22 protein-coding genes and 1 pseudogene are annotated in these 21,266 nt (G+C 56.0%); 12 read left to right on the forward strand and 11 right to left on the reverse strand.

Annotated elements, in window-relative coordinates:
- Positions 1–57: 57 nt before the first annotated feature.
- The 7 genes from BUC32_RS08220 to BUC32_RS08250 form a co-directional block, all read right to left on the reverse strand.
- Positions 58–1,386 carry a lyase family protein gene (locus tag BUC32_RS08220; protein ID WP_073251494.1) on the reverse strand — a complete coding sequence of 443 codons (1,329 nt, stop codon included), beginning with the start codon at positions 1,384–1,386 and terminating at the stop codon, positions 58–60.
- 2 nt (positions 1,387–1,388) lie between these two features.
- Entirely contained in the window at positions 1,389–2,099 is a 711-nt protein-coding gene (locus BUC32_RS08225; protein WP_073251496.1) for an alpha/beta fold hydrolase, read from the reverse strand.
- Positions 2,092–2,880, reverse strand: a complete 789-nt coding sequence (gene pcaD / locus BUC32_RS08230) for a 3-oxoadipate enol-lactonase (protein ID WP_073251498.1) — start codon at positions 2,878–2,880, stop codon at positions 2,092–2,094. The genes BUC32_RS08225 and pcaD overlap by 8 nt, the downstream gene beginning before the upstream one ends.
- Before the next feature lie 4 nt (positions 2,881–2,884).
- A complete protein-coding gene (locus BUC32_RS08235) occupies positions 2,885–4,075 on the reverse strand; it encodes an endonuclease/exonuclease/phosphatase family protein (RefSeq protein WP_073251500.1) in 1,191 nt (396 codons plus the stop codon).
- A gap of 103 nt (positions 4,076–4,178) precedes the next feature.
- Positions 4,179–5,153, reverse strand: a complete 975-nt coding sequence (locus BUC32_RS08240) for a threonine ammonia-lyase (protein WP_073251502.1) — start codon at positions 5,151–5,153, stop codon at positions 4,179–4,181.
- Positions 5,150–5,989 (reverse strand): alpha/beta fold hydrolase, encoded by an 840-nt coding sequence (locus BUC32_RS08245; RefSeq protein WP_073251504.1) that lies wholly within the window; start codon positions 5,987–5,989, stop codon positions 5,150–5,152. Before BUC32_RS08245 ends, BUC32_RS08240 begins: the two co-directional genes overlap by 4 nt.
- Position 5,990: 1 nt before the next feature.
- Positions 5,991–6,686, reverse strand: coding sequence for a haloacid dehalogenase type II (locus BUC32_RS08250; RefSeq protein ID WP_073251598.1), 696 nt, complete (start codon positions 6,684–6,686; stop codon positions 5,991–5,993).
- Between the two features lie 152 nt (positions 6,687–6,838).
- Between BUC32_RS08250 and BUC32_RS08255 the strand changes: the two genes are divergently transcribed.
- Positions 6,839–7,267 carry an FKBP-type peptidyl-prolyl cis-trans isomerase gene (locus BUC32_RS08255; RefSeq protein WP_073251505.1) on the forward strand — a complete coding sequence of 143 codons (429 nt, stop codon included), beginning with the start codon at positions 6,839–6,841 and terminating at the stop codon, positions 7,265–7,267.
- A 124-nt stretch (positions 7,268–7,391) separates the two neighbouring features.
- Here BUC32_RS08255 and BUC32_RS08260 read toward each other — a convergent pair whose 3' ends face one another.
- Together BUC32_RS08260 and fabB are read right to left on the reverse strand one after the other, a co-directional pair.
- Complete coding sequence (locus tag BUC32_RS08260; RefSeq protein ID WP_073251507.1) at positions 7,392–8,186, reverse strand: enoyl-ACP reductase FabI; 795 nt, start codon at positions 8,184–8,186, stop codon at positions 7,392–7,394.
- 6 nt (positions 8,187–8,192) lie between these two features.
- A complete protein-coding gene (gene fabB, locus BUC32_RS08265) occupies positions 8,193–9,422 on the reverse strand; it encodes a beta-ketoacyl-ACP synthase I (RefSeq protein WP_073251509.1) in 1,230 nt (409 codons plus the stop codon).
- Between the two features lie 285 nt (positions 9,423–9,707).
- On the opposite strand from fabB, the pseudogene BUC32_RS20180 reads away from it, so the two are divergent.
- Positions 9,708–10,299 (forward strand): annotated as a pseudogene (locus BUC32_RS20180) (DUF4386 domain-containing protein).
- A gap of 126 nt (positions 10,300–10,425) precedes the next feature.
- Here the strand turns inward: BUC32_RS20180 and fabA are convergent.
- Entirely contained in the window at positions 10,426–10,932 is a 507-nt protein-coding gene (gene fabA, locus BUC32_RS08280; protein WP_073251512.1) for a bifunctional 3-hydroxydecanoyl-ACP dehydratase/trans-2-decenoyl-ACP isomerase, read from the reverse strand.
- 175 nt (positions 10,933–11,107) lie between these two features.
- On the opposite strand from fabA, the gene irrA reads away from it, so the two are divergent.
- The 3 genes from irrA (at position 11,108) to BUC32_RS08295 (ending at position 13,629) form a co-directional block, all read left to right on the forward strand.
- Positions 11,108–11,524 (forward strand): iron response transcriptional regulator IrrA, encoded by a 417-nt coding sequence (irrA, locus tag BUC32_RS08285; protein ID WP_073251513.1) that lies wholly within the window; start codon positions 11,108–11,110, stop codon positions 11,522–11,524.
- Between the two features lie 101 nt (positions 11,525–11,625).
- The gene (locus BUC32_RS08290; protein ID WP_073251515.1) at positions 11,626–12,612 is read left to right on the forward strand and encodes an NADPH:quinone reductase; all 987 of its coding nucleotides are present in this window, start codon (positions 11,626–11,628) and stop codon (positions 12,610–12,612) included.
- Between the two features lie 90 nt (positions 12,613–12,702).
- Positions 12,703–13,629 carry an acyltransferase family protein gene (locus BUC32_RS08295; RefSeq protein WP_139280682.1) on the forward strand — a complete coding sequence of 309 codons (927 nt, stop codon included), beginning with the start codon at positions 12,703–12,705 and terminating at the stop codon, positions 13,627–13,629.
- A gap of 36 nt (positions 13,630–13,665) precedes the next feature.
- Here the strand turns inward: BUC32_RS08295 and BUC32_RS08300 are convergent, their stop codons facing one another.
- Positions 13,666–14,535 carry a hypothetical protein gene (locus BUC32_RS08300; protein WP_073251519.1) on the reverse strand — a complete coding sequence of 290 codons (870 nt, stop codon included), beginning with the start codon at positions 14,533–14,535 and terminating at the stop codon, positions 13,666–13,668.
- A 109-nt stretch (positions 14,536–14,644) separates the two neighbouring features.
- Here BUC32_RS08300 and miaB point away from each other — a divergent pair, with 109 nt between their 5' ends.
- The 7 genes from miaB to lnt all read left to right on the forward strand — a co-directional run bounded on the left by miaB (position 14,645) and on the right by lnt (position 21,250).
- On the forward strand, positions 14,645–15,970 hold the full coding sequence (gene miaB, locus BUC32_RS08305; RefSeq protein WP_073251520.1) for a tRNA (N6-isopentenyl adenosine(37)-C2)-methylthiotransferase MiaB: 1,326 nt from the start codon (positions 14,645–14,647) through the stop codon (positions 15,968–15,970).
- 255 nt (positions 15,971–16,225) lie between these two features.
- Positions 16,226–16,786, forward strand: coding sequence for an OmpA family protein (locus BUC32_RS08310; protein WP_073251600.1), 561 nt, complete (start codon positions 16,226–16,228; stop codon positions 16,784–16,786).
- A gap of 12 nt (positions 16,787–16,798) precedes the next feature.
- Complete coding sequence (locus BUC32_RS08315) at positions 16,799–17,098, forward strand: hypothetical protein (RefSeq protein WP_073251522.1); 300 nt, start codon at positions 16,799–16,801, stop codon at positions 17,096–17,098.
- A 162-nt stretch (positions 17,099–17,260) separates the two neighbouring features.
- Positions 17,261–18,277: a PhoH family protein gene (locus BUC32_RS08320; RefSeq protein ID WP_073251524.1), complete on the forward strand. Its 1,017-nt coding sequence runs from the start codon at positions 17,261–17,263 to the stop codon at positions 18,275–18,277.
- A 66-nt stretch (positions 18,278–18,343) separates the two neighbouring features.
- Complete coding sequence (gene ybeY, locus BUC32_RS08325) at positions 18,344–18,859, forward strand: rRNA maturation RNase YbeY (protein ID WP_073251526.1); 516 nt, start codon at positions 18,344–18,346, stop codon at positions 18,857–18,859.
- Between the two features lie 20 nt (positions 18,860–18,879).
- On the forward strand, positions 18,880–19,764 hold the full coding sequence (locus tag BUC32_RS08330; protein ID WP_073251527.1) for a hemolysin family protein: 885 nt from the start codon (positions 18,880–18,882) through the stop codon (positions 19,762–19,764).
- A complete protein-coding gene (gene lnt / locus BUC32_RS08335) occupies positions 19,757–21,250 on the forward strand; it encodes an apolipoprotein N-acyltransferase (protein ID WP_083599281.1) in 1,494 nt (497 codons plus the stop codon). The genes BUC32_RS08330 and lnt overlap by 8 nt, the downstream gene beginning before the upstream one ends.
- Positions 21,251–21,266: the final 16 nt, after the last annotated feature.

The following is a 21,266-nucleotide window of genomic DNA, read 5'->3' on the forward strand; positions in this document are numbered from 1 at the left end:
CTCCAAATTCCAGACCCAAGGGCTATCAGGCGCAACGCGTGTTGAAAATCGACCGGGTTACAGATTCTTAAGCCGTTGCATAAAAACCCGCGCAGCCTCGGGCGCCTGCCCCATTTGGTGGGCTGGGTCAAACAGGGCCGAGGCGTCCAGTGTTGGATACTCCCGTGCAACCAATTCGCTTAATGCCGTGCCGGTTGCGTTGGCCTCCTGACACAGGGCCTTGGTTGCGGCCTGCGCCTCAGGGCGGCTCATCAATTGGGTCAGCGCAAATGACAGGGCTTCAGCATGGATCAATTGCAAAGGGTCCTTCGCGGCTTGCAACATGGTATCCACCCGAGGAGACAGGACAGCCACCTGTTTGGCCGCTTGGGTCAGGGCTGATGCCGCGCCCAGACAAATCTGCGGCAAGGTCAGCCATTCGGTGAACCAGGCGGCCGCATCACGCTGGTGCTTTTGCATTGCTGCGCCTTGCAGGGTCGCATTCAACCCGCGCGCCTGATGTGCCAGTGACACAAGCGCCGATGGCACCACCGGGTTCTGTTTCTGTGGCATGGTCGAAGACGATCCAGCCCCACCAAGATCAATCTCTGAAATGCCGGACATGGCCATCGCAATCAGGTCTTCCCCCAATTTGCCAAGCGCCACATTGACCCGCACCAGCCAGTCTGAAATCCGCAACACGTTTGTGCGGTCTGTATGCCAACTGCGCCCCGGATCGCCCAACTTCAGCGCCTCGGCAAACGCCGCGCGCATATCGCCCGCTTTGGGGCCCAGAGCTGATGCCGTACCGGATGCCCCGGACAAGGACACCATCAGGCAGGCGTCGCGCAACGTGGGCAATTCTTCCAGAAGAGACAGCAAAGGATGGCCCCATTCCGCCGCTTGCGCCCCAAAACTGGTCAGTGTCGCAGATTGCCCCCAGGTGCGCGCCACCATCGGCGTCTCTGCATGGGTGTCGGCCAAGTGCGCCAATTCTGTCAAAACAGTTCGCAGATCGGTTTCCAATATCGTCAATAACTGGCGCAGCCGCAGCATCAGCCCTGTGTCGATAATATCCTGTGACGTCGCACCCCAATGGATGAACTGCGCGTGCTCTGGCGCCTCCATGGCCTTGCGAAACGCTGCCACCAGCCCCGGCACATTGACCCCGTTTTGTCCGGTCGCATCCGCCAAACCGGATGGGTCAATCTGAATTTCCAGCGACGCGCGGTGGATGAAAAACCCGCTGTCTTGCGGGATCACATCCAATTCGGCCTGCACTTTGGCCAGCGTGCCTTCCACCAATAACATGGCGCGTACTTCGGCGGCATCCGTGAACAGGCGTCCGGCGTCTCCCGCCGGGAAAAGCTTTGAAAACAACGGGCTATCAAATACAGATCCGGCCATGGTCAGTCCTTGGTTATCTGGTCAATCAGTGCCGCAAGCCCTTTGGGGTCGGCAAAAAACGGTGAATGGCTGGTGGCCATCTCATAGACATCTGAACGCGGCCAACCGGCCACCATCTCGGCCTGAAATTCGGTCGGGATGGCGTTGTCATAAAGGGTGCGTATATAGCTGCGCGGGACGTCCAGATGCCCGGCACCCAAATGTGCAGGCGTGGCCTGGGGCAGGGTGGCCTGCGGGCTGAGATTTGCGATCGCATAGTCGATCGTGCTTTTCGGGCAATCGGCGTAAAACACCTCTTCGGCATAGTCCGCATGCACCCTGTAGGATGTCCCGTCCGCCGCGCGATCCACGGCCTTCAGGATTGGCTGGCGGGGGGCCATCTTGCGCATATCAACCAGCGAGTGCCCGTCGCGCGGAACGTATGCACAGAGGTAGATCAATCGGTTGAGTTTTTCTGGCGCGATGTCAGCCGCCAGCGTCGCCGGAAAACCGCCCCAGCTATGGGCCACCACCACGGTGTCTTTTGCCAAAGCATTTACAACCGAGGCCGTACAGCTCTCTAACGTGACCTCTGACAGCGGCGTGTCATCCTGCCCGTGACTGGGCATATCCATACCCCGCACATCATGCCCCAATGCCGCCAGCTCCGGGATCAAATCCCGCCAACACCAGGCCCCATGACAAGACCCATGCACCAACAGGATGTCAGACATGGCCGGTCTCGCGCAGAAATTTCGTCAAAAGGCCTGCGTATTCTTCGGGCTTTTCCACACAAGGCAAATGCCCCACCCGCCGGATCAGTGCAAATTGCGACCCCGGTACCAGATCGGCGGTTTCGCGCACCAGATCAGGCGGAGTTGAGCCATCTTCTGATCCCGCGATGCCCAACACTGGCAATCGCAATCCACTGGTCGGCGTATAGAAATCCGTGCCTGATATCGCCGCCGAACACCCCAGATAGCCGTCTTGCGGCTGGCGAGTCATCATGTTGCGCCAGACATCCACTTCGGGCGTGGCGCGAAAATCCTTGGAAAACCACCGCTCCATCGTGGCATCCGCCAATGCCTCAATGCCACTGGCTTTTACAGCCTCCATCCGATCCTGCCACATGGCGGGTTGGCCGATCTTGGCACCTGTGTTTGAGAAAACCGCGGCGCGCACCAAATCCAGCCGCTTGACGGCCAAACCTTGAGCAATCATGCCACCAATCGACAAGCCGACAAACATGGCGTCCTTGATCGCAAGCAATTCCATCAACCGTTCAACATCGCGCACCAAAGCTCCCATCGAATAAGGACCCTTGGGGCAAGACGACAACCCATGCCCTCGCTTGTCATAGCGGACAATGCGCAACCCTTTGGGCAACAACGGCACGACCTTGTCCCAAAGCCTCAGGTCCGTCCCCAGTGAGTTGGCAAATACAATCGGCGCGCCATCCGGATCGCCATCCTCGCGGTAATGCAGGCGCACATCGCCCAGATCAGCCATCTTCATGGGGTCAGTCTCCGATCTTCATGCGGGCCATGACCTGCCCATGGTCGCTGGCCAGCTTGTTATAAGGCGCCTCGGCGTGGCTGCCATCGGTCAGGTGGTCATTAAACACGCTGAAATACTCCATCTCTCCAATGCGATCTTCGTTATCCGGGTGGAAATGCCGGGACAGGTAAATCTGGTCCAAACTTTCATAAACGCCGCCAAAGGCCGAAGTGTAGACCATGTCGCGTAACGATTTGCGCACAAACAGCTTTTCTGCGCTGGTCAGGCGATGATCCAGCACCGCTTTGGTGATCGCGGTGCTTTCTTCCTTCTTGTAGCGGTCGTTATAGTCGCGCGCGTTGTGGCGCAGCATCCACGCATAGTTGCGAAACGGCACTTCACCCGAGATAATCTCGGAACTGACCGCATGTTCACCGTCATTGAAATCGCCGAGCACCATCACCGGACGCCCCTGCTGCAACTCGGCCACAATCTCGCGGCGCAGCACCCAGGCTTCGGCCATACGCCGCACCGCTGCCCGCAAGGCCCCCATTGCGCGACCGACCGGATCATAGCGTGTGAGGTCCGCTTCCGGGGCAAACTCAGCCCCTCCCGGTTTCAAATACTCACCCAGTTTCGACTTTAGATGACAGTTGAACACCGTGACCACATGCGCCCCGACCGGGATGCGCACTTTTTGAAGGGGGCGCGACAGACGAGTGATTGTGTAATGCCCTGCATCCTCTCCGGTCAGTTCGCGAAATGGGATGTGCAGGGGGGTGTCCAGCTGTTGAATAACTTCCGGCGCGCCGACAAAACCCTGGCGCGACAAGATCGCCAAGCCGGGGCGCCGCTGGCCCGGCTGGCCATCATTGATGCTGGGGGCAAAGGCCAGGGCTGCATCGCCATAGGGCGTATAGCCCAGCTTTCGAAATATCGCCTTTTTGCGATAGCTCTTGGTCTTGGATGGCAACACATCGTCGTTGCTTTTCTGACCAATGCGATCGGTCTCAGTGATCACATCGCGCAGCGCCTTTTCCTCAAAAATCTCCTGAAATCCGACGATATCGGCATCCATCGAGAACATCTGCTGCGCCATCCAGTCCTCTTTCCACGCGTATTCTTCCGGCGTGTAGGACTGAAACTGATAATACTCCTGATCCGCTCCAATCAGGTTCTTCACGTTGAACGATGCAATTGTAAATCGGGTCATACTCTCTCCCTCCAAAGCAACGACCCGGCTCTTTCGCCAACCCCCTGCTTCATCTCGCTGCAAATACTCAAAACCACCAACCGTCTCTCATAATGCCTTGTGCTTAACCGAAACGCTCCAGCGCCACTTTAAACATCTGTGCATCCACATTGCCGCCGGTGCAGACGGCCACCACGGCCTCGCCTTGCACTTCAGACCCGTGAAACAACGCCGCTGCCAGTGCCGCCGCGCCACCTGGTTCGACCACAATCTTCAACCTCGAAAATGCCAGCGCCATCGCGTGCAGACATTCGTCTTCGCTGACCACAATGCCGGGCCCGCACAGGCGCTGCATGATGGGAAAGGTGATCTCTCCGGGGCTGGGCGTCACGATGGCGTCGCAAATCCCGCCCGAAATACGTGCATTCACCTCAATCTTACCACTGATCAAAGACCGTGTGGCATCATCAAACTCTTCCGGCTCACAGGGGCGTGCACGCAGGTTCGGCGCCTCAGCTTCCAACGCCAGCGCAATGCCAGACGTCAGCCCGCCACCGCCACAACACACCAAGACATCCGCCTGATTCACATTCAATTCGCCGGCTTGTGCTGCAATCTCAAGCCCGGTTGTTCCCTGTCCCGCAATCACCTGCGGCTCGTCATAGGGTTTTATCAACGTCAGCCCCCGCTCCTCAGAATAGGTCCGCCCGATGTCTTCTCGGCTTTCCCCGCCAGCCCGGTCATACAGAACCACTTCGGCCCCCAGTGCGCGGGTATTGTCGATCTTCATCTTGGGGGCATCTTCCGGCATGATAATCACCGACGGGCTCGCGTGTTTTGCTGCCGCCAGCGCCACGCCCTGGGCGTGATTGCCGCTGGAAAACGCGATCACCCCGCGCTTGCGTGTGGCCTCATCCAGCGCGGAGACTGCCGACCAGCCTCCGCGAAACTTGAACGATCCGGTGTGCTGCAGGCATTCCGGTTTGACCAACAGCTGCCGCCCCGCAATCTCATCCAAAAAGGGCGAGGTCAGCATCGGTGTGCGCCGTGCGTGTCCCTCAAGACGTGTGGCCGCAGCCCTGATCATGTCGATATTCATGTCGTCCTATCCATTTTTGATATCCAAAGTTGCAGCGCGTCGACCGCCTCGACCTCATCCAGAAACGGCACATGGCCCCGATCCGGCACTGTGGCGGCAATCAGGTCTGGCCTGCGCGCGCCCATTTCCGCAAGCGTCTGAGCGCTGAACAAGTCCGAGTTTGCGCCGCGAATGGCGGCAACCGGTACACCGGCCAGAGCTTCATAAAGTGGCCAAAGGTCTGGTGCTTCGGCATTTGGATCAAAGGTTGCAAGCGTCGCATCGCGCAGCTTGGGGTCATAGTTAATGGTCAGGCCCTGACCCGTTTCGACAAAGTGTTTTTCAACCTCTTGGCGCCACCGGCTCTCGGGCACATTATCAAACCCAATCATCCGGCTGCCAAAGACTTCGGCGGCCTCTGCGTGGGTTTTCCACACCGGATTGCGCCCCAGAAACCCCAGAATGACCTCAAGCCCGCCGGTTTCAATCACCGGACCGATATCGACAAAACACACACCCAAAATGCGCGTGCGTGCCATAGCGGCCAATGTCAGAGAAATAAGCCCGCCGCGTGACGTTCCCAGAAAGCCCGCACTTTCGATGCCAAGATGATCCATCAGTTCCAGAACGTCCTGAGCCTCACGCAGAACATTGTAGGTGCTGAAATCTTCCGCCCAGTCAGACTGACCGCGACCACGATAATCCGGGCGAATGATCCGACACCCCGCAAGTGCGGGCATCGCATAGTCGAAATCCGTACCATTGCGGGTCAGGCCGGCCAGACACAACAGGGCAGGGCCGTCGCCTTCGTCGGTGAAATGCAGCGACAATCCGTCAGAGGTGGTGAACCGCGCCATTCTAAACACGCCTCAGATCGGCTACGAACTTCAGGTCTTCCAGTACAAACTCCGGTTTCCACGGCAATCGGTCCACCTGATCACCGCTGTTGCGATGCACCCAGCATGACCGGAACCCAAACCCCGAGGCCGCCGCCGCGTCCCAGCCATTGGACGACACGAAAATCACTTCTTCGGGTTTGCAGTCAAACCGCTTGGTCACCAGCTCATAAACCCGGTGATCTGGCTTGAAAATGCCCACATCCTCAACGCTCAGCACATCGTCCAGCAAAGGCCCGATGCCAGCGCTTTTCACGGCCCCCTCCAACATGTCCGGCGATCCATTCGACAGGATCGCGGTGTTCAACCCGGCGTCTTTCAGTTCTTGCAGCATCTTTGGCACCTCAGGATAGGCGCTCAGCTCCCAATAAAGCTGCAATAGCCGCTCGCGCAGTTCACGATGTTCTTCACCGTTCAGCAAAACCACATCCAGCGCATTGTCCAACGCGTTCTGCGTGACCTCCCAGAAATCCGTGTGCGCACCGGTGATGGCGCGGATCCATGTGTATTGCAGCTGCTTCAGACGCCACACCTCGGCCACCTTTCTCCAATGCTCTGCGAATTCTTCCTGTCCCGGCTCCTCGGCCAGTTCACGCGCTGCGGCGGCCACGTCAAACAGCGTGCCATAGGCGTCGAAAACAAAGGTTGTTGTGGTCATGATTGCGTCCCCCTCGGGGTGCATACTGGCAGGCTGATCCGCGCTGTCAAAGCCCATTTGCCACTTGTTTGCCTTTCGTGACATCACGTTTTAGGGTGCGCCACTTTTTCAGCGAGGCAGCCCTCGCATCTACCATCAGAACTGGACACTTCATGACTGCTGCAAAATCGGGCGACAAGGTTCGCATTCACTACACCGGAACTTTGAGCGATGGCTCGACTTTCGACAGTTCTGAGGGTCGCGAACCGTTGGAGTTCACTTTGGGTTCCGGGCAGGTCATTCCCGGTTTTGACACAGGCGTGAGCGGCATGACCGTGGGCGAAAAGAAGACCATCGAAATTCCTTGCGAAGAGGCCTACGGCCCCGTTCAGGATGGTGCCCGCCAAGACGTACCACGCGCTCAGATTCCAGCTGAAATTCCGCTTGAGGTTGGTATCCAGCTGCAGATGCAGTCTCCTGAGGGGCAGGTCATTCCGGTCACTGTTGTAGAAGTCACCGAAGAAAAAGTGACGCTGGATGCGAACCACGCTCTGGCCGGCAAAGATCTGACCTTCGCGTTGGAACTGGTTTCGATCGGCTAAAAGGCGCAATTTGATGGGAAGGCCGTTTTGTACAAAACGGGTATTCTGCCAAAAAAGTTTGTACAAAACGGACAAAGCCGCGCTTTTGGCGCGGCTTTTACAATTTTCAATACTCTGTGATCGCTCAGAGGTTTTCGGTCTGAGGCATGCCCAAAACGTGATAGCCACCATCGACGCGGATGATCTCACCCGTGGTAAAACACCCGGCATCTGAGGCCAGATAAACCGCCGTGCCACCCACGGCCTCGAGCGTCGCGTTTGACCGCATCGGCGCATTGGCTTCGGTCTGGCGGAAGGTCTTGCGCGCACCGCCAATAGCAGCCCCGGCAAGGGTTTTCATTGGGCCGGGCGAGATTGCATTGACGCGGATACCATCGGGGCCAAGGTCGTTGGCAAGGTAGCGTGTCGCGGCCTCCAAAGCGGCCTTGGCGACCCCCATAACGTTGTAAAACGGAGTCACGCGGTTCGAACCCTGATAGGTCAGCGTCAGCACAGTGCCGCCGCCGTTTTCCTTCATCAGCGGGTGCGCGCGGCGGGCCACTTCGATCAGGGAATAACAGGAAATATCCAACGAATTCTTAAAGTTATCGCGGCTCGTGTCTAGGAAACGACCCGTCAGCTCATTCTTGTCCGAGTAGGCAATGGCGTGCACGATAAAGTCGATCGTAGGCCATTTCGCACCCAATTGTTCGAACGCAGCATCAAGGGACGCGTCGTCCGTGACATCCACATCAACAAGGAAATCACTGCCAAGGCGCTCGGCCAGCGGGGCCACACGTTTGCCAAAGGCTTCGCCTTGGTAGGTGAAGGCCAGTTCAGCGCCTGCTTCGTGCATGGCTTTGGCAATGCCCCATGCGATGGAGCGTTCGTTAGCGACACCCATAATCAGGCCGCGTTTGCCTTTGAGAAGATCAGACATACTCAATTATCCTTTATACTTTGAAAGGATCATTGATCCGTTGGTGCCACCAAACCCGAACGAGTTGGTCATCACACTATCAAGTCCTGCGTTCTCCACCAAAGTGGTCGCAACCTCCCCGTCGTTTATGGCGGGGTCCTGATTTTCTACGTTAATGGATGGTGTGATAAAGTCATTGTCCAGCATCAGAAGGCAGAAGATCGCCTCGAGTGCACCTGCGGCGCCCTGGGCATGGCCAGTCATTGATTTTGTTGAAGAAATTGGGGGGTGCGCCTGACCTTTAAAGACCCTGCGAACCGCTTCGACTTCGCCGACATCGCCAACTGGTGTCGAGGTGCCATGGGCATTGATGTAGTCGACGCTACGGCCTTCGGGCAGGGTAGACAGGGCCAGACGCATGGCGCGTTCGCCGCCTTCACCGCTTGGGGCCACCATGTCGTGGCCATCAGATGTGGCCGCAAAACCGGTCACTTCGGCATAGATTTTGGCACCACGCGCCAGCGCGTGATCGAGGTCTTCCAGCACGACAATGCCGCCGCCGCCAGAAATCACAAACCCATCTCGGTCTGCATCAAAAGCACGCGAGGCTTTTTCGGGGGTGTCGTTATACTTGGAGGACATCGCGCCCATCGCGTCGAACAGGCAAGACAAAGTCCAGTCCAGCTCTTCCCCGCCGCCAGCAAACATCACGTCCTGTTTGCCCATCATGATCTGCTCGGCTGCGTTGCCGATACAATGCAAGGAGGTCGAGCAGGCCGAGGTGATCGAATAGTTTATGCCCTTGATTTTAAAGGCGGTCGCGAGGTTCGCCGAAATGGTCGACGACATGCATTTTGGTACCGCAAACGGGCCGATGCGTTTTGTCGCGCCAGTTTTCAGCACCGTCTGATGCGCGGTCAGCATCGCACTTGTCGATGGTCCGCCAGACCCGGCGACCAATCCTGTGCGCACGTTCACGACATCGTCTTCACCTAAACCCGCATCGGCAATCGCCTGGCTCATGGCGATATGGGCATAAGCGGCTCCATCCCCCATGAAACGCAATGTACGCTTGTCGACATGTTCTTTGGTGTCGATTTTCAACGTGCCCGCGACTTGGCTGCGAAAACCATGCTCGGCCATTTCAGGGCTGGCAACGATACCGGATTTCCCGGCTTTTAATGAGGCAAGGACCTCATCAGCATTATTCCCGATGGACGAAACAATGCCCAATCCGGTGACGACGACACGACGCATACGTGCACTCCCTTATTTGCTAATGTCTTTAGTAGGCATTGCGAGGCAGGGGTGCAAGATGGGTTGCGAGATGTGAGGAGTGTTGAGCAATGCAACCAGGCAAGGGGCACGTGCCGTCGTTGCGGGACAAACAGCTTCTTCGTTGATTAATATCAATTGAGAACGCTCTGTCGCTCGATATTGTGTTCGTATCAATTCGTTTGAAGAGGCGCGGTCACGATGAGCACCTATAGAACAGAATCCATAGCCGCAGGAATTTTATTTATTACCGCCACGACGGCGACAATGGCGAGTTTTGCTTTGACCGACCCGGTATTGAGCGGCGCTGACGTCGCAGGACAGGTCGCTGACCAACAATCACGGGTCATTGTTGGCGCCCTATTGGAGACGATAAACGCGCTGGCGAGCGCAGGAATCGCAATGGCGCTCTTTCCAATCATCTGGCGTCATGTCCAAGGGGGGGGCGGTGGCTTATCTTGGTCTACGGGTGATCGAGGCGAGCCTTGGTGTGCTGGCCGTAACCGGCCTATTGGTTCTGCTTTCGCCAGAAAGCGCTGCGATCGGCCTTGCGATCCACAAATGGGCATTCCTCATGGTACTGATCGTGTTCAGCGTCAGCACCTTCGTGCTTTACCCGTTTCTATTTTTTTACCGGCTTGTGCCGGTGTTTCTGTCGGTTTGGGGATTTTTCGGCGGTATGATGCTGCTCTTGTCCTGCATGCTTATTCTCTTTGGCTGGACAGTCAGCGGGTCGGCGATCGACACGCTGTTATCTTTGCCAATCTGGATAAATGAAATGGTCTTGGCACTGTGGTTGCTTCTGCGTGGAGTCAAACAGCAATCTTTTGACCACGATCTCGCTGTTGCTGACGAATGACGGAGCTGTGTACCCAGCACTCATGACAAACCGCATACTTTCGTGTTTATGTTTGAAGCAGTTGTTTTCATTAAAAAAGAGGCCCTGAGGCCTCTTTTCGTTAAACACATTTCAGCGTCTTGGCGCTCACTCGGGCGCGAGGCCCACGCGCATATCTTTGACTTGATAAATCTCTTCGCCATCGGCAAATACCTGACCGTTGGCAACCCCAAGTTTCAGTTTGCGGTCGATGATGCGGGTGAAATCCACGTGATAGGTCAGCATCTTGCGGTCAGGTTTGACCATGCCCTTGAGCTTAACTTCGCCAACACCCATGGCCATGCCTTTGCCGGGCATGCCGCGCCAACCAAGGTTGAACCCTGTCAGCTGCCACAAACCATCAAGGCCCAGACAGCCCGGCATAATTGGATTGCCGGGGAAATGGCATTCAAAGAACCAAAGGTCAGGTGTGATATCAAATTCGGCGACGACATGGCCTTTGCCAAACTCACCGCCGTCCGCCGAGATGTCGGTAATCCGGTCCATCATCAGCATCGGCGGCATGGGCAATTGCGCATTTCCGGGGCCGAAAAGTTCGCCGCGTGCGCATTTGATCAGGTCTTCTTTAGAGAAGCTGGTAGGATAGTCGGCCATTCAGGCATGCCCCCTCTGGTTCGTGTGATTTTTCTTCATGTTTCCTCTACCACCGCGCGCATTGGTCCTGCAAGGGCGGCCATCACAGGACGCTTGTTGCGCTTGCAACTGATTTTCAATTGAAAAACCCGAGCGATCCAGCCTATATTGCGTAACGAAGCAAGGGTCTTTTGACATGGAAATGCGCGCGATTACCAATGGAACCAAATGGCTGACCGATGCGGGCTTGCGTCCGACACGGCAACGCGTGGCGCTGGCATCATTGCTGGTTGGAGACGGGCGTGATCGCCATGTCACCGCCGAAAGCCTGTTTGACGATGTGCGTTCTGTTGGTGAAAGTGTCTCTCTGGCAACGGTTTACAACACATTGCGGGCATTCTGTTCGGCAGGTTTGATGCAGGAAATCACTGTCGACGGCTCAAAAAGCTATTTTGATACCAATACGCACGACCACCCGCACTTTTTCTGGGAAGATTCGCGGGTGTTAACGGATGCCCCGGCTGATCAGCTGGAAATCCGCCGCCTGCCATCTGTGCCGGATGGCGCCGAAGTGTCCAAGGTGGATGTGGTCATCCGTCTGCGTTGTAAATAACCTCACGTCTTTTCTATTGATGGCTGACACGCATTGCACGTGCCTGCGCGCCGTGCCAGCATGGCCTCTGGAATTCGACTGACTTGGGAATTGAGTGAAAAATGAAAGCAGCGGTTTATCGTGAATTTGGCGCGGCAGCAGACGTTCTGAAAATAGAAAAGATTGAGCGACCAGAGCCGGGCCCGGGCGAAGTGCGTGTACGGTTGGCGTTTTCTGCCCCCAATCCTTCGGATGTCAAAGCCCGCGCCGGGACGCGTCCGGGTGTTGTGAAGCCTGCTTTTCCCACAATTGTGCCGCACAGTGATGGCTCGGGCGTTATCGATGCCGTTGGCGAAGGTGTCGATGTGGCGCGCATTGGTCAACGTGTCTGGATCTGGAACGGTCAATGGCTGCGCCCCTTTGGGACATGCGCCGAATATATTGCACTGCCACAGGCACAGGCGGTCGCGATGCCCGATAATGTCACGTTTGAGCAAGGCGCTGTTCTGGGCATCCCGGGCCTCACGGCGGCACAGGCTGTTCTGGGTGGCGGTGACATTGCAGGCGAGGCTGTGTTGATCAGTGGTGGCGGCGGCACTGTAGGGTATTTGGCGGTTCAGTTGGCCAAATGGGCAGGCGCCAAGGTCATCGCCACCGGGTCCCCGCGTGATTTTGACCGGATATCCGGGGCAGGGGCAGATGTGGTGCTGGATTACCGCAGCGACACGCTGGCCGCAGATGTGCTTGCAGCCAATGACGGAGTCTTGGTGGACACGTCTGTCGAAGTCGAATTTGGCGTCAACATCGCCATGATTGCAGAGGTTATGAAACCCAACGGTCGTGTGGCCATTTATGGTTCCGCTTTGGACATGACCCCAAGCATCCCGTTTGGCCCAATCCTGTTCAAAGCCCTGACACTGGACGTTATTCTGATCTATCTGCAAACCGATGCAGATCGCGCCCACACCATTGCCAAACTGCACGACGCTTTGGCCGCAGGGGCGCTGAGCATCCCTGTGCAAGAGGTGTTTGCGCTTGAGAATGTCGCCAAGGCGCAGGAAGCCGTTGAAGCCGGAGGTCGGGCTGGGGCGGTATTGATCAAGCTTTGATAGGTGATTTGGGTTGCCGGAAGGATAGGCGGTGGCTCATAATCGCTCTGAGGCAGCTGAGCTTGGCCAAGATACGCACGGAATGAAATTGTGACACTGCGAAGCGATCACCCGGACATGATCCGCGGAGCACTTATCGTTCTGGTTGTCTGGGGGCACTTGTTGGAATTGAACGGCTTTAATGGCCGTTTGTATTTCGCAATTTACCTGTTTCACATTCCGGCTTTTACGATGATCAGCGGGATGTTTTCCAAGTCCAGACTTGATGCAAAAGACATATCCAGAATGTGTCGTCGACTGGTGCTGCCGCTCGTCATTTTTCAGGTATTGTACTTTGTGGTTTTGGATCAGGTCCTGCCGCATCGCGTATTTGGCCTGTTGACCCCGGTCTGGATCATCTGGTTTCTGTTCAGCCTGGTGACTTGGAAGCTATTGTTGCCTTTGGCGCTCAGGCTTTCCCACCCGGTCCTCGTGGCCTTCTTTGTCGCGTTGATTGCCGGGTTTATGGACGACATCGGGCGCGAGTTTAGTCTATCCAGAACCTTGGTGTTTTTTCCGGCCTTCCTGATTGGTCATATCTATGGCGAACGTATCCTGAGCGCCGCAATTCGACACCGAGCTGTCCTGATCGGTCTGTTCGTGGTGCTGGTTTGTGCGGCCTTTGTCGCTGCAGACCATGTGAACATTCGGTGGCTGTGGGGTTCTCATCCCTACGTCAGAATTCCTCAGGACACGCCGGGTGTCTTCTTTCGGGCGGTATCAATTGTTCTGGGGATCGTAGCATCAGTTGCATTTTTTGCGGTGGTTCCGGCGCGATCTTCAAGCCTTGCGCGTTTGGGGCGCCATACGATGCCGGTGTTTCTGTTACATGGGTTTCCGGTCATCTTCTTTTGGCTAAGCGGACTCCAGCTGGGTCAGTCACTGCTGTTTGCGTCGGCCACGGCAGTCACAGCATTGGCAATTTCGATCTCAATTGCCTGGGGCGCACAACTGTGGTCTGCAATGTGCTCGTCGTAAGTCATTGATCGGGGTTGCAGCGCAAAGGCGTGTTATCTAGAACCACTGTCCCGGCTCCATCAGCCCCAAGTCCAATAGCTGACGGGAATGCCACTCGAATGGCACCGAGTTGTGCCAGTTGAATGTTTTGATTTCAAATTGGCTTCCGGGATTGCGTTTCAGAGCCTTGGCTGTGCGAAAGGAACAGACGGCTGCAGTCAGGCTGTTGTGCCATTCACAGCTGAAAGTGTTGTATTCCTCGTCATTAAAGGTGAAGTCTTCGCGCAATTTCAAATCAGATTTGGCACGGAATATGGATATCCGATCGATCTTGCGTCGCTCATAGGGCACGTGTTCTTCAAAGCGCCATCGCAAGCCTCCGTAAAAGTCGAGCTGGCGTTCTTTGGGTTTGTAATTGTCGGTGGCATCCTCGCGCGCCAACGCGTAATACCCGGATCGATCCATCAATGGTGCGTCCAGAGACACGGCATTTTTGTGAGTGGTTAGGTTTTCTGCATAAAGATCGACGACATAAGTCAACATGGCGTCGCGACGTTCCTCGGTATGAAACGCCAGCATTTCGCCGATGGTGCGGGTCTCGCAAAATGGAAAGAAAAGATATTCGGCGTTAAAACAGTAGTACAGCCATACCCCCGGAGCTGCAGCAATTATCTGATTGATTGCGGCAACCACCTCGGAACTGCCGGTGGCTTCGAACCCGATCCGAACCACTTCTTCGCTCACGGTTTCGTCGAGAAGAAACGCGTCGGGCATGAACACAAGAACTTGTTTGAAGCCAAGCTGTTGATGATGACGCAATGTGGTGTCCAGCTCTACGTCATCTTCCGCAAACACCAAGGCCACCGGCCCTTTGGCCAAGTGCTGTTTGCCATTTTTCAAGAATGCCGAAACCGAGGCGTATTTCATTCCAAACCCTGCTCTTTTGTTCCCTAAATTCGATCAATTTGTGGTGCATTGCAAGCCGCACTGGTTTTGATGTAGTCAGGCGCCTTGAAACCGCGACGGGACCGGGCACATGGCCGATACGAAAAAGCTCTATATCAAAACCTATGGATGTCAGATGAACGTCTATGACAGCGAGCGCATGGCCGAGGCGATGGGTGGCGCCGGATATGAGGCGACTGACACACCGGGCGACGCCGACATGATTCTGTTGAACACTTGCCATATTCGCGAAAAAGCGGCGGAAAAAGTGTATTCAGAACTGGGACGTCTCAAAGGTTTCAAAGCTGATAATCCGGATCTGAAAATCGGGGTGGCGGGATGCGTTGCTCAGGCCGAAGGCGAAGAGATCATGCGGCGCCAGCCAGCGGTTGATCTGGTGGTGGGCCCGCAAAGCTATCATCGGTTGCCCGAGATGGAAGCAAAAATCCAACAGGGTGAAAAGGCGCTGGATACGGATTTTCCGGAAGAAGACAAATTCGAGAAACTGAAAAGCAGGCCCAAAGCCAAACGCGGCCCGACGGCGTTTCTGACGGTGCAGGAAGGGTGTGACAAGTTTTGCGCCTTCTGCGTGGTTCCCTATACCCGCGGCGCAGAGGTGTCGCGCCCTGTAGACCGTATCCTGACAGAAGCCCGTGATCTGGTCGAACGGGGCGTGCGTGAAATCACTCTGCTGGGTCAGAATGTGAATGCTTATCATGGGCATGGATCGGATGGGGACTGGTCGCTGGCCAAGTTAATCTGGGAGTTGGACAAGGTCGACGGGCTGGAGCGCATCCGGTTCACCACCAGTCACCCCAACGACATGATGGATGATTTGATTGAGGCGCACGGCACTTGCTCAAAACTGATGCCCTATCTACATCTGCCGGTTCAATCGGGCAGTGACAAAATCCTGAAACGCATGAATCGTAGCCATGACCGTGACAGCTATTTGCGGCTGGTCGAACGCATCCGCGCTGCACGTCCAGATATCCTGTTGTCTGGAGATTTTATTGTGGGCTTCCCGGAAGAGACGGAGGCTGACTTTCAGGACACAATGAATTTGATCGAAGAGGTTAAATACGGTCAGGCGTTCAGTTTCAAATACTCCTCGCGCCCTGGTACCCCAGCCGCCGAACGCGCGTTGGTTGATGACGGTGAAGCCACAGACCGGTTGCATAGATTGCAGGGGCTTATCACGCACCAGCAACGCGAAATTCAAGACAGCATGGTTGGCCGCGACGTTTCGGTGTTGTTTGAAAAGCCGGGCCGCTTTGAGGGCCAGATGATGGGCAAATCAGAGTACCTGCATGCGGTGCATGTCATGGAAACGGACGCGGTGATTGGCGACTTGCGCCGTGTGAGAATCGTTGAGAGCCGGACAAACTCGCTCGCAGGTGTCATGATTCCCGATTGATTTGGCGCGTGAAACAATCCGGGGTGTTGGAATTGGGTTGTTTATTCTAGCGCGACAATGCTGCTTTGAAATCCGATTTTTCGCCTCTTTCGCCATGAAATTGACACGTTCCAGCACCAGATATTGTGAATAGTTCTTCACACACTCTCTAAATTTGCTACACTCGTTGCATATTCAAAAATGCGATGCGCGGGCCGTTTTTGCGCCTCACCCATCGGAAATATGGCAGAGGATATTGTTGTGGCGGATACTATAATGACACGCGCCAGGGCAGTATTCGGGGGGCTCGCCGCAATTTGTTTGGCAGTGGTATCCCTGACTCAACCCTCGTTTGCTCAGACCCAGCGTACAGTTCTGGGACAAGAGTATATTCCAACCGTTTGGGTCGATCCAGACGGGTGTGAGCATTGGGTGATGGACGACGGTGTCGAAGGTTACATGACGCCGCATGTCAGCCGTCAGGGTATCCCGGTCTGCCGCCGGGGCAACGTCTGCGGTGTGATGAACTCGGATCAGTTCTTCGCCACCGATCGCTACGGCATCAACTCGGCAAACCGTCAGAAACTGGCGCAATTCTTTTCGGATGCGACGGCATCAGCCTATATTATCGCAGGCCACACAGACAGCCGCGCGTCGGATTCATATAACATGCGCCTCAGCTACAACCGCGCCAATGAAGTCGCCAAAGTAGCCCGTACAACCGGTGCACGGGTGATTGACGTGCGGGGCTACGGTGAGCGCATGCCGCGGGCGTCGAATTCAACCGCAAACGGCATGGCACAAAATCGCCGCGTCGAAATCATCTGCATTCGCTAAGAGGAAAATGTCATGAAAATCGTCAAAGGTCTTCTTCTTCTCAGCACGGTTGCTGCCATTTCGGCCTGTAGCGACAACAAGGTCGACAAGACCGTAGACCGTGGCTTTGATAGTAAGCATCTGAGCACACTCAAGGCTGGCATCTGGGTTGATCCCAACGGTTGCGACCACTGGATTATCGACGATGGTGTCGAAGGGTATCTGTCGCAGCGTCTGGACAAATACGGCAAGCCGGTCTGCTCTGGCACGGCGCCTCCTGGTGTCGCGACGGGCCCGTTCAAAAAGGGTTCGGGTTTCAAAGATCAGATTTAAGTTACATCGCATCAGCGTAAATTGGCCGTGTGATCCTTCACGCGGCCTTTTTTTGTGATGATCCTGTGAAAAGTGGCACTGGTGACTTGCGTCGGATTGCGCAACTTGGCACCATTTCCCTACAGCGACTCGAAACAACACAACACAGAGCAGGAGAGTTGATTGGCCACAGGTGCCCTGACCCCACCGCCCGAATCCGAAGCGCCCACAGAAAAGCTGGTCGAATTTCCGGATAATAGACTGCTGATCGACCTTTGCGGGGAATATGACCGCAACCTGGCTGACATCGAACAAAAACTTTCGGTTCAGATCATTCGTCGTGGAAACCAGCTGGCCATTCATGGCGACGAAGAGGCGCGCAAAGAAGCAGAGGATGTGCTTCAGGCGCTTTATTCACGGCTGGAAACCGGCAAGGATGTCGAAAGCGCAGACATTGATCGAGAAGTGCGTATGGGGAACTCGGAAGAGGGTACAGGCTCGCGCAGCGGTGATCAGCTTGAAATGTTCAAGGGTGGTCACGTCGAGATTAAAACGCGAAAAAAACTGGTCGAGCCGCGCACAGACGCGCAAAAAGCCTATGTCATGTCGTTGTTTAACAAAGAGTTGGCCTTTGGTATTGGCCCGGCGGGGACTGGCAAAACCTATCTGGCCGTTGCTGTTGGCGTGAACCTGTTTCTTGGCGGCCATGTTGACCGGATCATTCTGTCGCGTCCAGCTGTGGAAGCCGGTGAAAAGCTCGGCTATCTACCCGGCGACATGAAGGACAAAGTCGACCCCTACATGCAGCCGCTTTATGATGCGCTGAATGACTTTTTGCCCGGCAAACAAATGGCCAAACTGATCGAGGAAAAACGCATTGAAATCGCCCCACTTGCTTTTATGCGCGGGCGTACACTCTCCAATGCATTTGTGGTTTTGGACGAAGCTCAAAACGCCACCACGATGCAAATGAAGATGTTCCTCACCCGCCTTGGCGAAGGGTCGCGTATGGTGATCACCGGCGACCGCACCCAGATTGACCTGCCGCGCGGCGTTCCCTCCGGATTGGCCGATGCCGAGCGGCTTTTGGGCAATATCCCTGATATTAGCTTCAACTATTTCACTGCTGCTGACGTCGTGCGCCACCCGTTGGTTGCGGCGATCATCCGGGCTTATGATGGCGATGCACCGCAGGGCTAATTTCATCTTTTGGCCCCAAGTATCCGCGGGGGTGCGGGGGCAGCCAGCCCCCGCCGCCAATTTGGTATGGTGACCGATCTCATTCTGGAAGACGACCGGTGGGCTCTGGCCAATCTGGAAGCTATTGCCGAAACGGCCGCACAATTGGCACTTAACCACCTTGACCTTTCCCCAACATCTTACGTGATTTCGATACTGGGCTGTGATGATGCGCGGATCGCGACCCTGAATGCAGATTTTCGCGGCAAATTAAGCGCCACCAATGTCCTAAGCTGGCCCGCTCAGGATTTGGCTGCGACAACAGATGGCGACCCACCACTCCCCCCGGCACCTGATTCTTTCGAGGAGGAAACCGAGCTTGGCGATATCGCCATTGCCTATGAAACCTGCCTGCGCGAAGCCAACGATGCCAGCAAACCTCTTAAGCATCACATCACCCATCTGGTCATCCACGGGGTGCTGCATCTGCTGGGTTTTGACCATATCCGTGACAAGGATGCCACGTTGATGGAGGGTATCGAAACCGTGATACTTGGCAAAATGGGTATTCCTGACCCATATAGGGAAGAACACGGGGATTAACCCCTTCTTGGAAAGGAAAAATGGGCGACAGTTCCGACGGGTCCTCTAACGCAGCGCCAAGCGCGCAGCCTAAGGCCACAGCAAAATCATCCAACGGCTTTTTTGGTCGTATTGTCAAAGCCATCTCTACCTCCGAGGAGGAAGTGAACGAGCAGGCCCAGACCTCTCACAATCCTCGGCCTCAAACCCACGGTATGATCAACCTGCGCCGTATGCGGGTTGAAGACGTGGCGATTCCCAAAGCCGACATAATTGCCGTGCCAAGCTCCATTACCAAGTCCGAGCTGGTTGATGTGTTTCGCGAAACCGGCCTTACGCGATTGCCTGTCTTTGAAGGGACGCTGGATACCCCCCTTGGCTTTGCCCACCTTAAGGATATTGCTCTAAAATACGGCTTCAACGGCAGTGGAGGAGAGTTTTCACTGTCCGAGATGCTGCGCCCTCTGGTTTTTGTACCACCGTCGATGACCATTGGGGTTTTGCTGACCAAGATGCAGACCGAGCGCCGCCACATGGCATTGGTGATCGATGAATATGGCGGTGTGGACGGGCTGGTGACCATTGAGGACCTGATCGAGCAGGTGATCGGTGAAATCGAAGATGAACACGATGCAGAAGAAGACCAGCTTTGGGTGATGGAAGCACCGGGGTGTTATCTGGCACAGGCCAAAATGCCGCTGGATGAATTTGAAGCTGAAGCCGGTCGCAAGTTGACTGCCCATAACGATGTTGACGCCGAAGACGTCGAAACATTGGGCGGATTGGTATTTACAATCTCGGGCCATGTGCCTGCGCGCGGTGAAGTGGTGGCGCACCCCGATGGTACCGAGTTTGAAATTGTCGATGCAGACCCCCGCCGGATCAAGCGCCTGAGGGTGCGGTTTGCCGAGGCTCAGGATGGCTGAGGGGGCGGTGGCGCGCTGGTTTAACGCGCGCTCTGCCTGGCAATGCATCGCCTTTCTGGCCGCTTTGGGGGCTGGTACCTCTTTGGGGCAAGCCCCATTTTCGCTTCCGATCTTCACTCTGGTGGGGCTGGTTGTTGCGTTTGTGATCTTTCCCGCACTGAAATCCCATCGTGAGGCCATTGCTGCCGGGCTTGCGTTTGGAACGGGGTATTTCGCGCTTTCGCTGCACTGGATTGTTGAGCCGTTTTTGGTGGATGTGGCCCGTCATGGCTGGATGGCGCCGTTTGCTTTGGTATTTTTGTCTGTCGGGCTGGCCTTGTTCTGGGGCGCGGCCTTTGCGGTTGCGCGGTGGATGGCCATTGGGCGCTGGGCTTTGGTGCTGACTCTGACCGGGGCCGAGATGTTGCGGGCCTATGTCTTTACAGGGTTTCCCTGGGCGATGCTGTCTTATGGTTTGGTCGACGGGCTGGCCGGGCAGGCCGCGTCCTTTGTGGGCCCACATGGGCTGACTCTGATCCTGTTGGTTTCTGCTGCCGGGATCAGCGGGTTTCGCGCGCGTAAAACATCTGCCGTCGTGGGCATCTTGTTTGCGGTAGTGGCCCTGTGGCCCATGCCAGAGGCCAATGTTCCCAACCCAGAGAGGCCGATGGTGCGATTGGTTCAACCTAACGCCCCTCAGCATCAAAAGTGGGACCCTGAGTTTATGCGAGTGTTCTTTGACCGCGCTTTGCGGGCCACGCGCTCGGGGTTGGAGGTGCCGGACCTGATTGTCTGGCCGGAGACGTCGGTTCCATCGCCGCTTAACAACTCGATCAATACGCGCGCCGCAATTGCCAAAGCGGCACGGGGGGCGCCGGTTGTGCTGGGATTAAACCGCTATGACGGATTGCGATTTTATAACTCGGCAGTTGTGATTGGCGATGAAGGCGCGATTGGCGACGTCTATGACAAACACCACCTCGTGCCGTTTGGCGAATACGTGCCGTTTGGAGATGTGCTGGCCAGGTTCGGCATTCATGGGCTGGCCGCGCGTGAGGGTGGCGGGTATTCCGCAGGGCCGGGACCGCATTTGATGGACGTTGGAGCCGTCGGTCGGGCGTTGCCTTTGATTTGTTACGAAGCGGTGTTCCCGCAGGATACACGCGGGACTGATGAGCGACCTGATTTGCTGATGCAGATCACCAACGATGCCTGGTTTGGCGCGTTTTCCGGCCCCTACCAACATTTGCAACAGGCGCGGATGCGCGCCATTGAACAGGGTCTGCCATTGGTGCGTGCGGCCAATACCGGGATTTCAGCGGTTGTGGATGCCCGGGGGCGTGTCACGGCGCAATTGGGTTTGGGCAAAGAGGGTTTTCTGGATGCGCGACTTCCGCAGGCTCTGTCGGCCACGGTGTATTCGCGTACCGCAGACTTGCCGTTGTCGCTGATGCTTTTCGCCCTCATTGCCGGCTTTGGGTTGCGCAAGATTCGCGAAACCGATTGACCATCTCGATTTAGAC

The sequence above is a fragment of the Shimia gijangensis genome, assembly GCF_900142085.1.
Classification (GTDB): domain Bacteria; phylum Pseudomonadota; class Alphaproteobacteria; order Rhodobacterales; family Rhodobacteraceae; genus Shimia; species Shimia gijangensis.

Excerpts from the sequence above, each read along its gene's own strand:
- BUC32_RS08290 (WP_073251515.1), top strand. The coding sequence starts at position 11,626 with ATGAAAGCAGCGGTTTATCGTGAATTTGGCGCGGCAGCAGACGTTCTG.
- BUC32_RS08220 (WP_073251494.1), bottom strand. The coding sequence starts at position 1,386 with ATGGCCGGATCTGTATTTGATAGCCCGTTGTTTTCAAAGCTTTTCCCG.
- BUC32_RS08255 (WP_073251505.1), top strand. The coding sequence starts at position 6,839 with ATGACTGCTGCAAAATCGGGCGACAAGGTTCGCATTCACTACACCGGA.
- BUC32_RS08250 (WP_073251598.1), bottom strand. The coding sequence starts at position 6,686 with ATGACCACAACAACCTTTGTTTTCGACGCCTATGGCACGCTGTTTGAC.
- lnt (WP_083599281.1), top strand. The coding sequence starts at position 19,757 with ATGGCTGAGGGGGCGGTGGCGCGCTGGTTTAACGCGCGCTCTGCCTGG.
- BUC32_RS08240 (WP_073251502.1), bottom strand. The coding sequence starts at position 5,153 with ATGAATATCGACATGATCAGGGCTGCGGCCACACGTCTTGAGGGACAC.
- ybeY (WP_073251526.1), top strand. The coding sequence starts at position 18,344 with ATGGTGACCGATCTCATTCTGGAAGACGACCGGTGGGCTCTGGCCAAT.
- BUC32_RS08260 (WP_073251507.1), bottom strand. The coding sequence starts at position 8,186 with ATGTCTGATCTTCTCAAAGGCAAACGCGGCCTGATTATGGGTGTCGCT.
- BUC32_RS08310 (WP_073251600.1), top strand. The coding sequence starts at position 16,226 with ATGACACGCGCCAGGGCAGTATTCGGGGGGCTCGCCGCAATTTGTTTG.
- fabA (WP_073251512.1), bottom strand. The coding sequence starts at position 10,932 with ATGGCCGACTATCCTACCAGCTTCTCTAAAGAAGACCTGATCAAATGC.
- BUC32_RS08235 (WP_073251500.1), bottom strand. The coding sequence starts at position 4,075 with ATGACCCGATTTACAATTGCATCGTTCAACGTGAAGAACCTGATTGGA.
- BUC32_RS08225 (WP_073251496.1), bottom strand. The coding sequence starts at position 2,099 with ATGTCTGACATCCTGTTGGTGCATGGGTCTTGTCATGGGGCCTGGTGT.
- irrA (WP_073251513.1), top strand. The coding sequence starts at position 11,108 with ATGGAAATGCGCGCGATTACCAATGGAACCAAATGGCTGACCGATGCG.
- BUC32_RS08315 (WP_073251522.1), top strand. The coding sequence starts at position 16,799 with ATGAAAATCGTCAAAGGTCTTCTTCTTCTCAGCACGGTTGCTGCCATT.
- fabB (WP_073251509.1), bottom strand. The coding sequence starts at position 9,422 with ATGCGTCGTGTCGTCGTCACCGGATTGGGCATTGTTTCGTCCATCGGG.
- BUC32_RS08300 (WP_073251519.1), bottom strand. The coding sequence starts at position 14,535 with ATGAAATACGCCTCGGTTTCGGCATTCTTGAAAAATGGCAAACAGCAC.
- BUC32_RS08245 (WP_073251504.1), bottom strand. The coding sequence starts at position 5,989 with ATGGCGCGGTTCACCACCTCTGACGGATTGTCGCTGCATTTCACCGAC.
- pcaD (WP_073251498.1), bottom strand. The coding sequence starts at position 2,880 with ATGAAGATGGCTGATCTGGGCGATGTGCGCCTGCATTACCGCGAGGAT.
- BUC32_RS08330 (WP_073251527.1), top strand. The coding sequence starts at position 18,880 with ATGGGCGACAGTTCCGACGGGTCCTCTAACGCAGCGCCAAGCGCGCAG.
- miaB (WP_073251520.1), top strand. The coding sequence starts at position 14,645 with ATGGCCGATACGAAAAAGCTCTATATCAAAACCTATGGATGTCAGATG.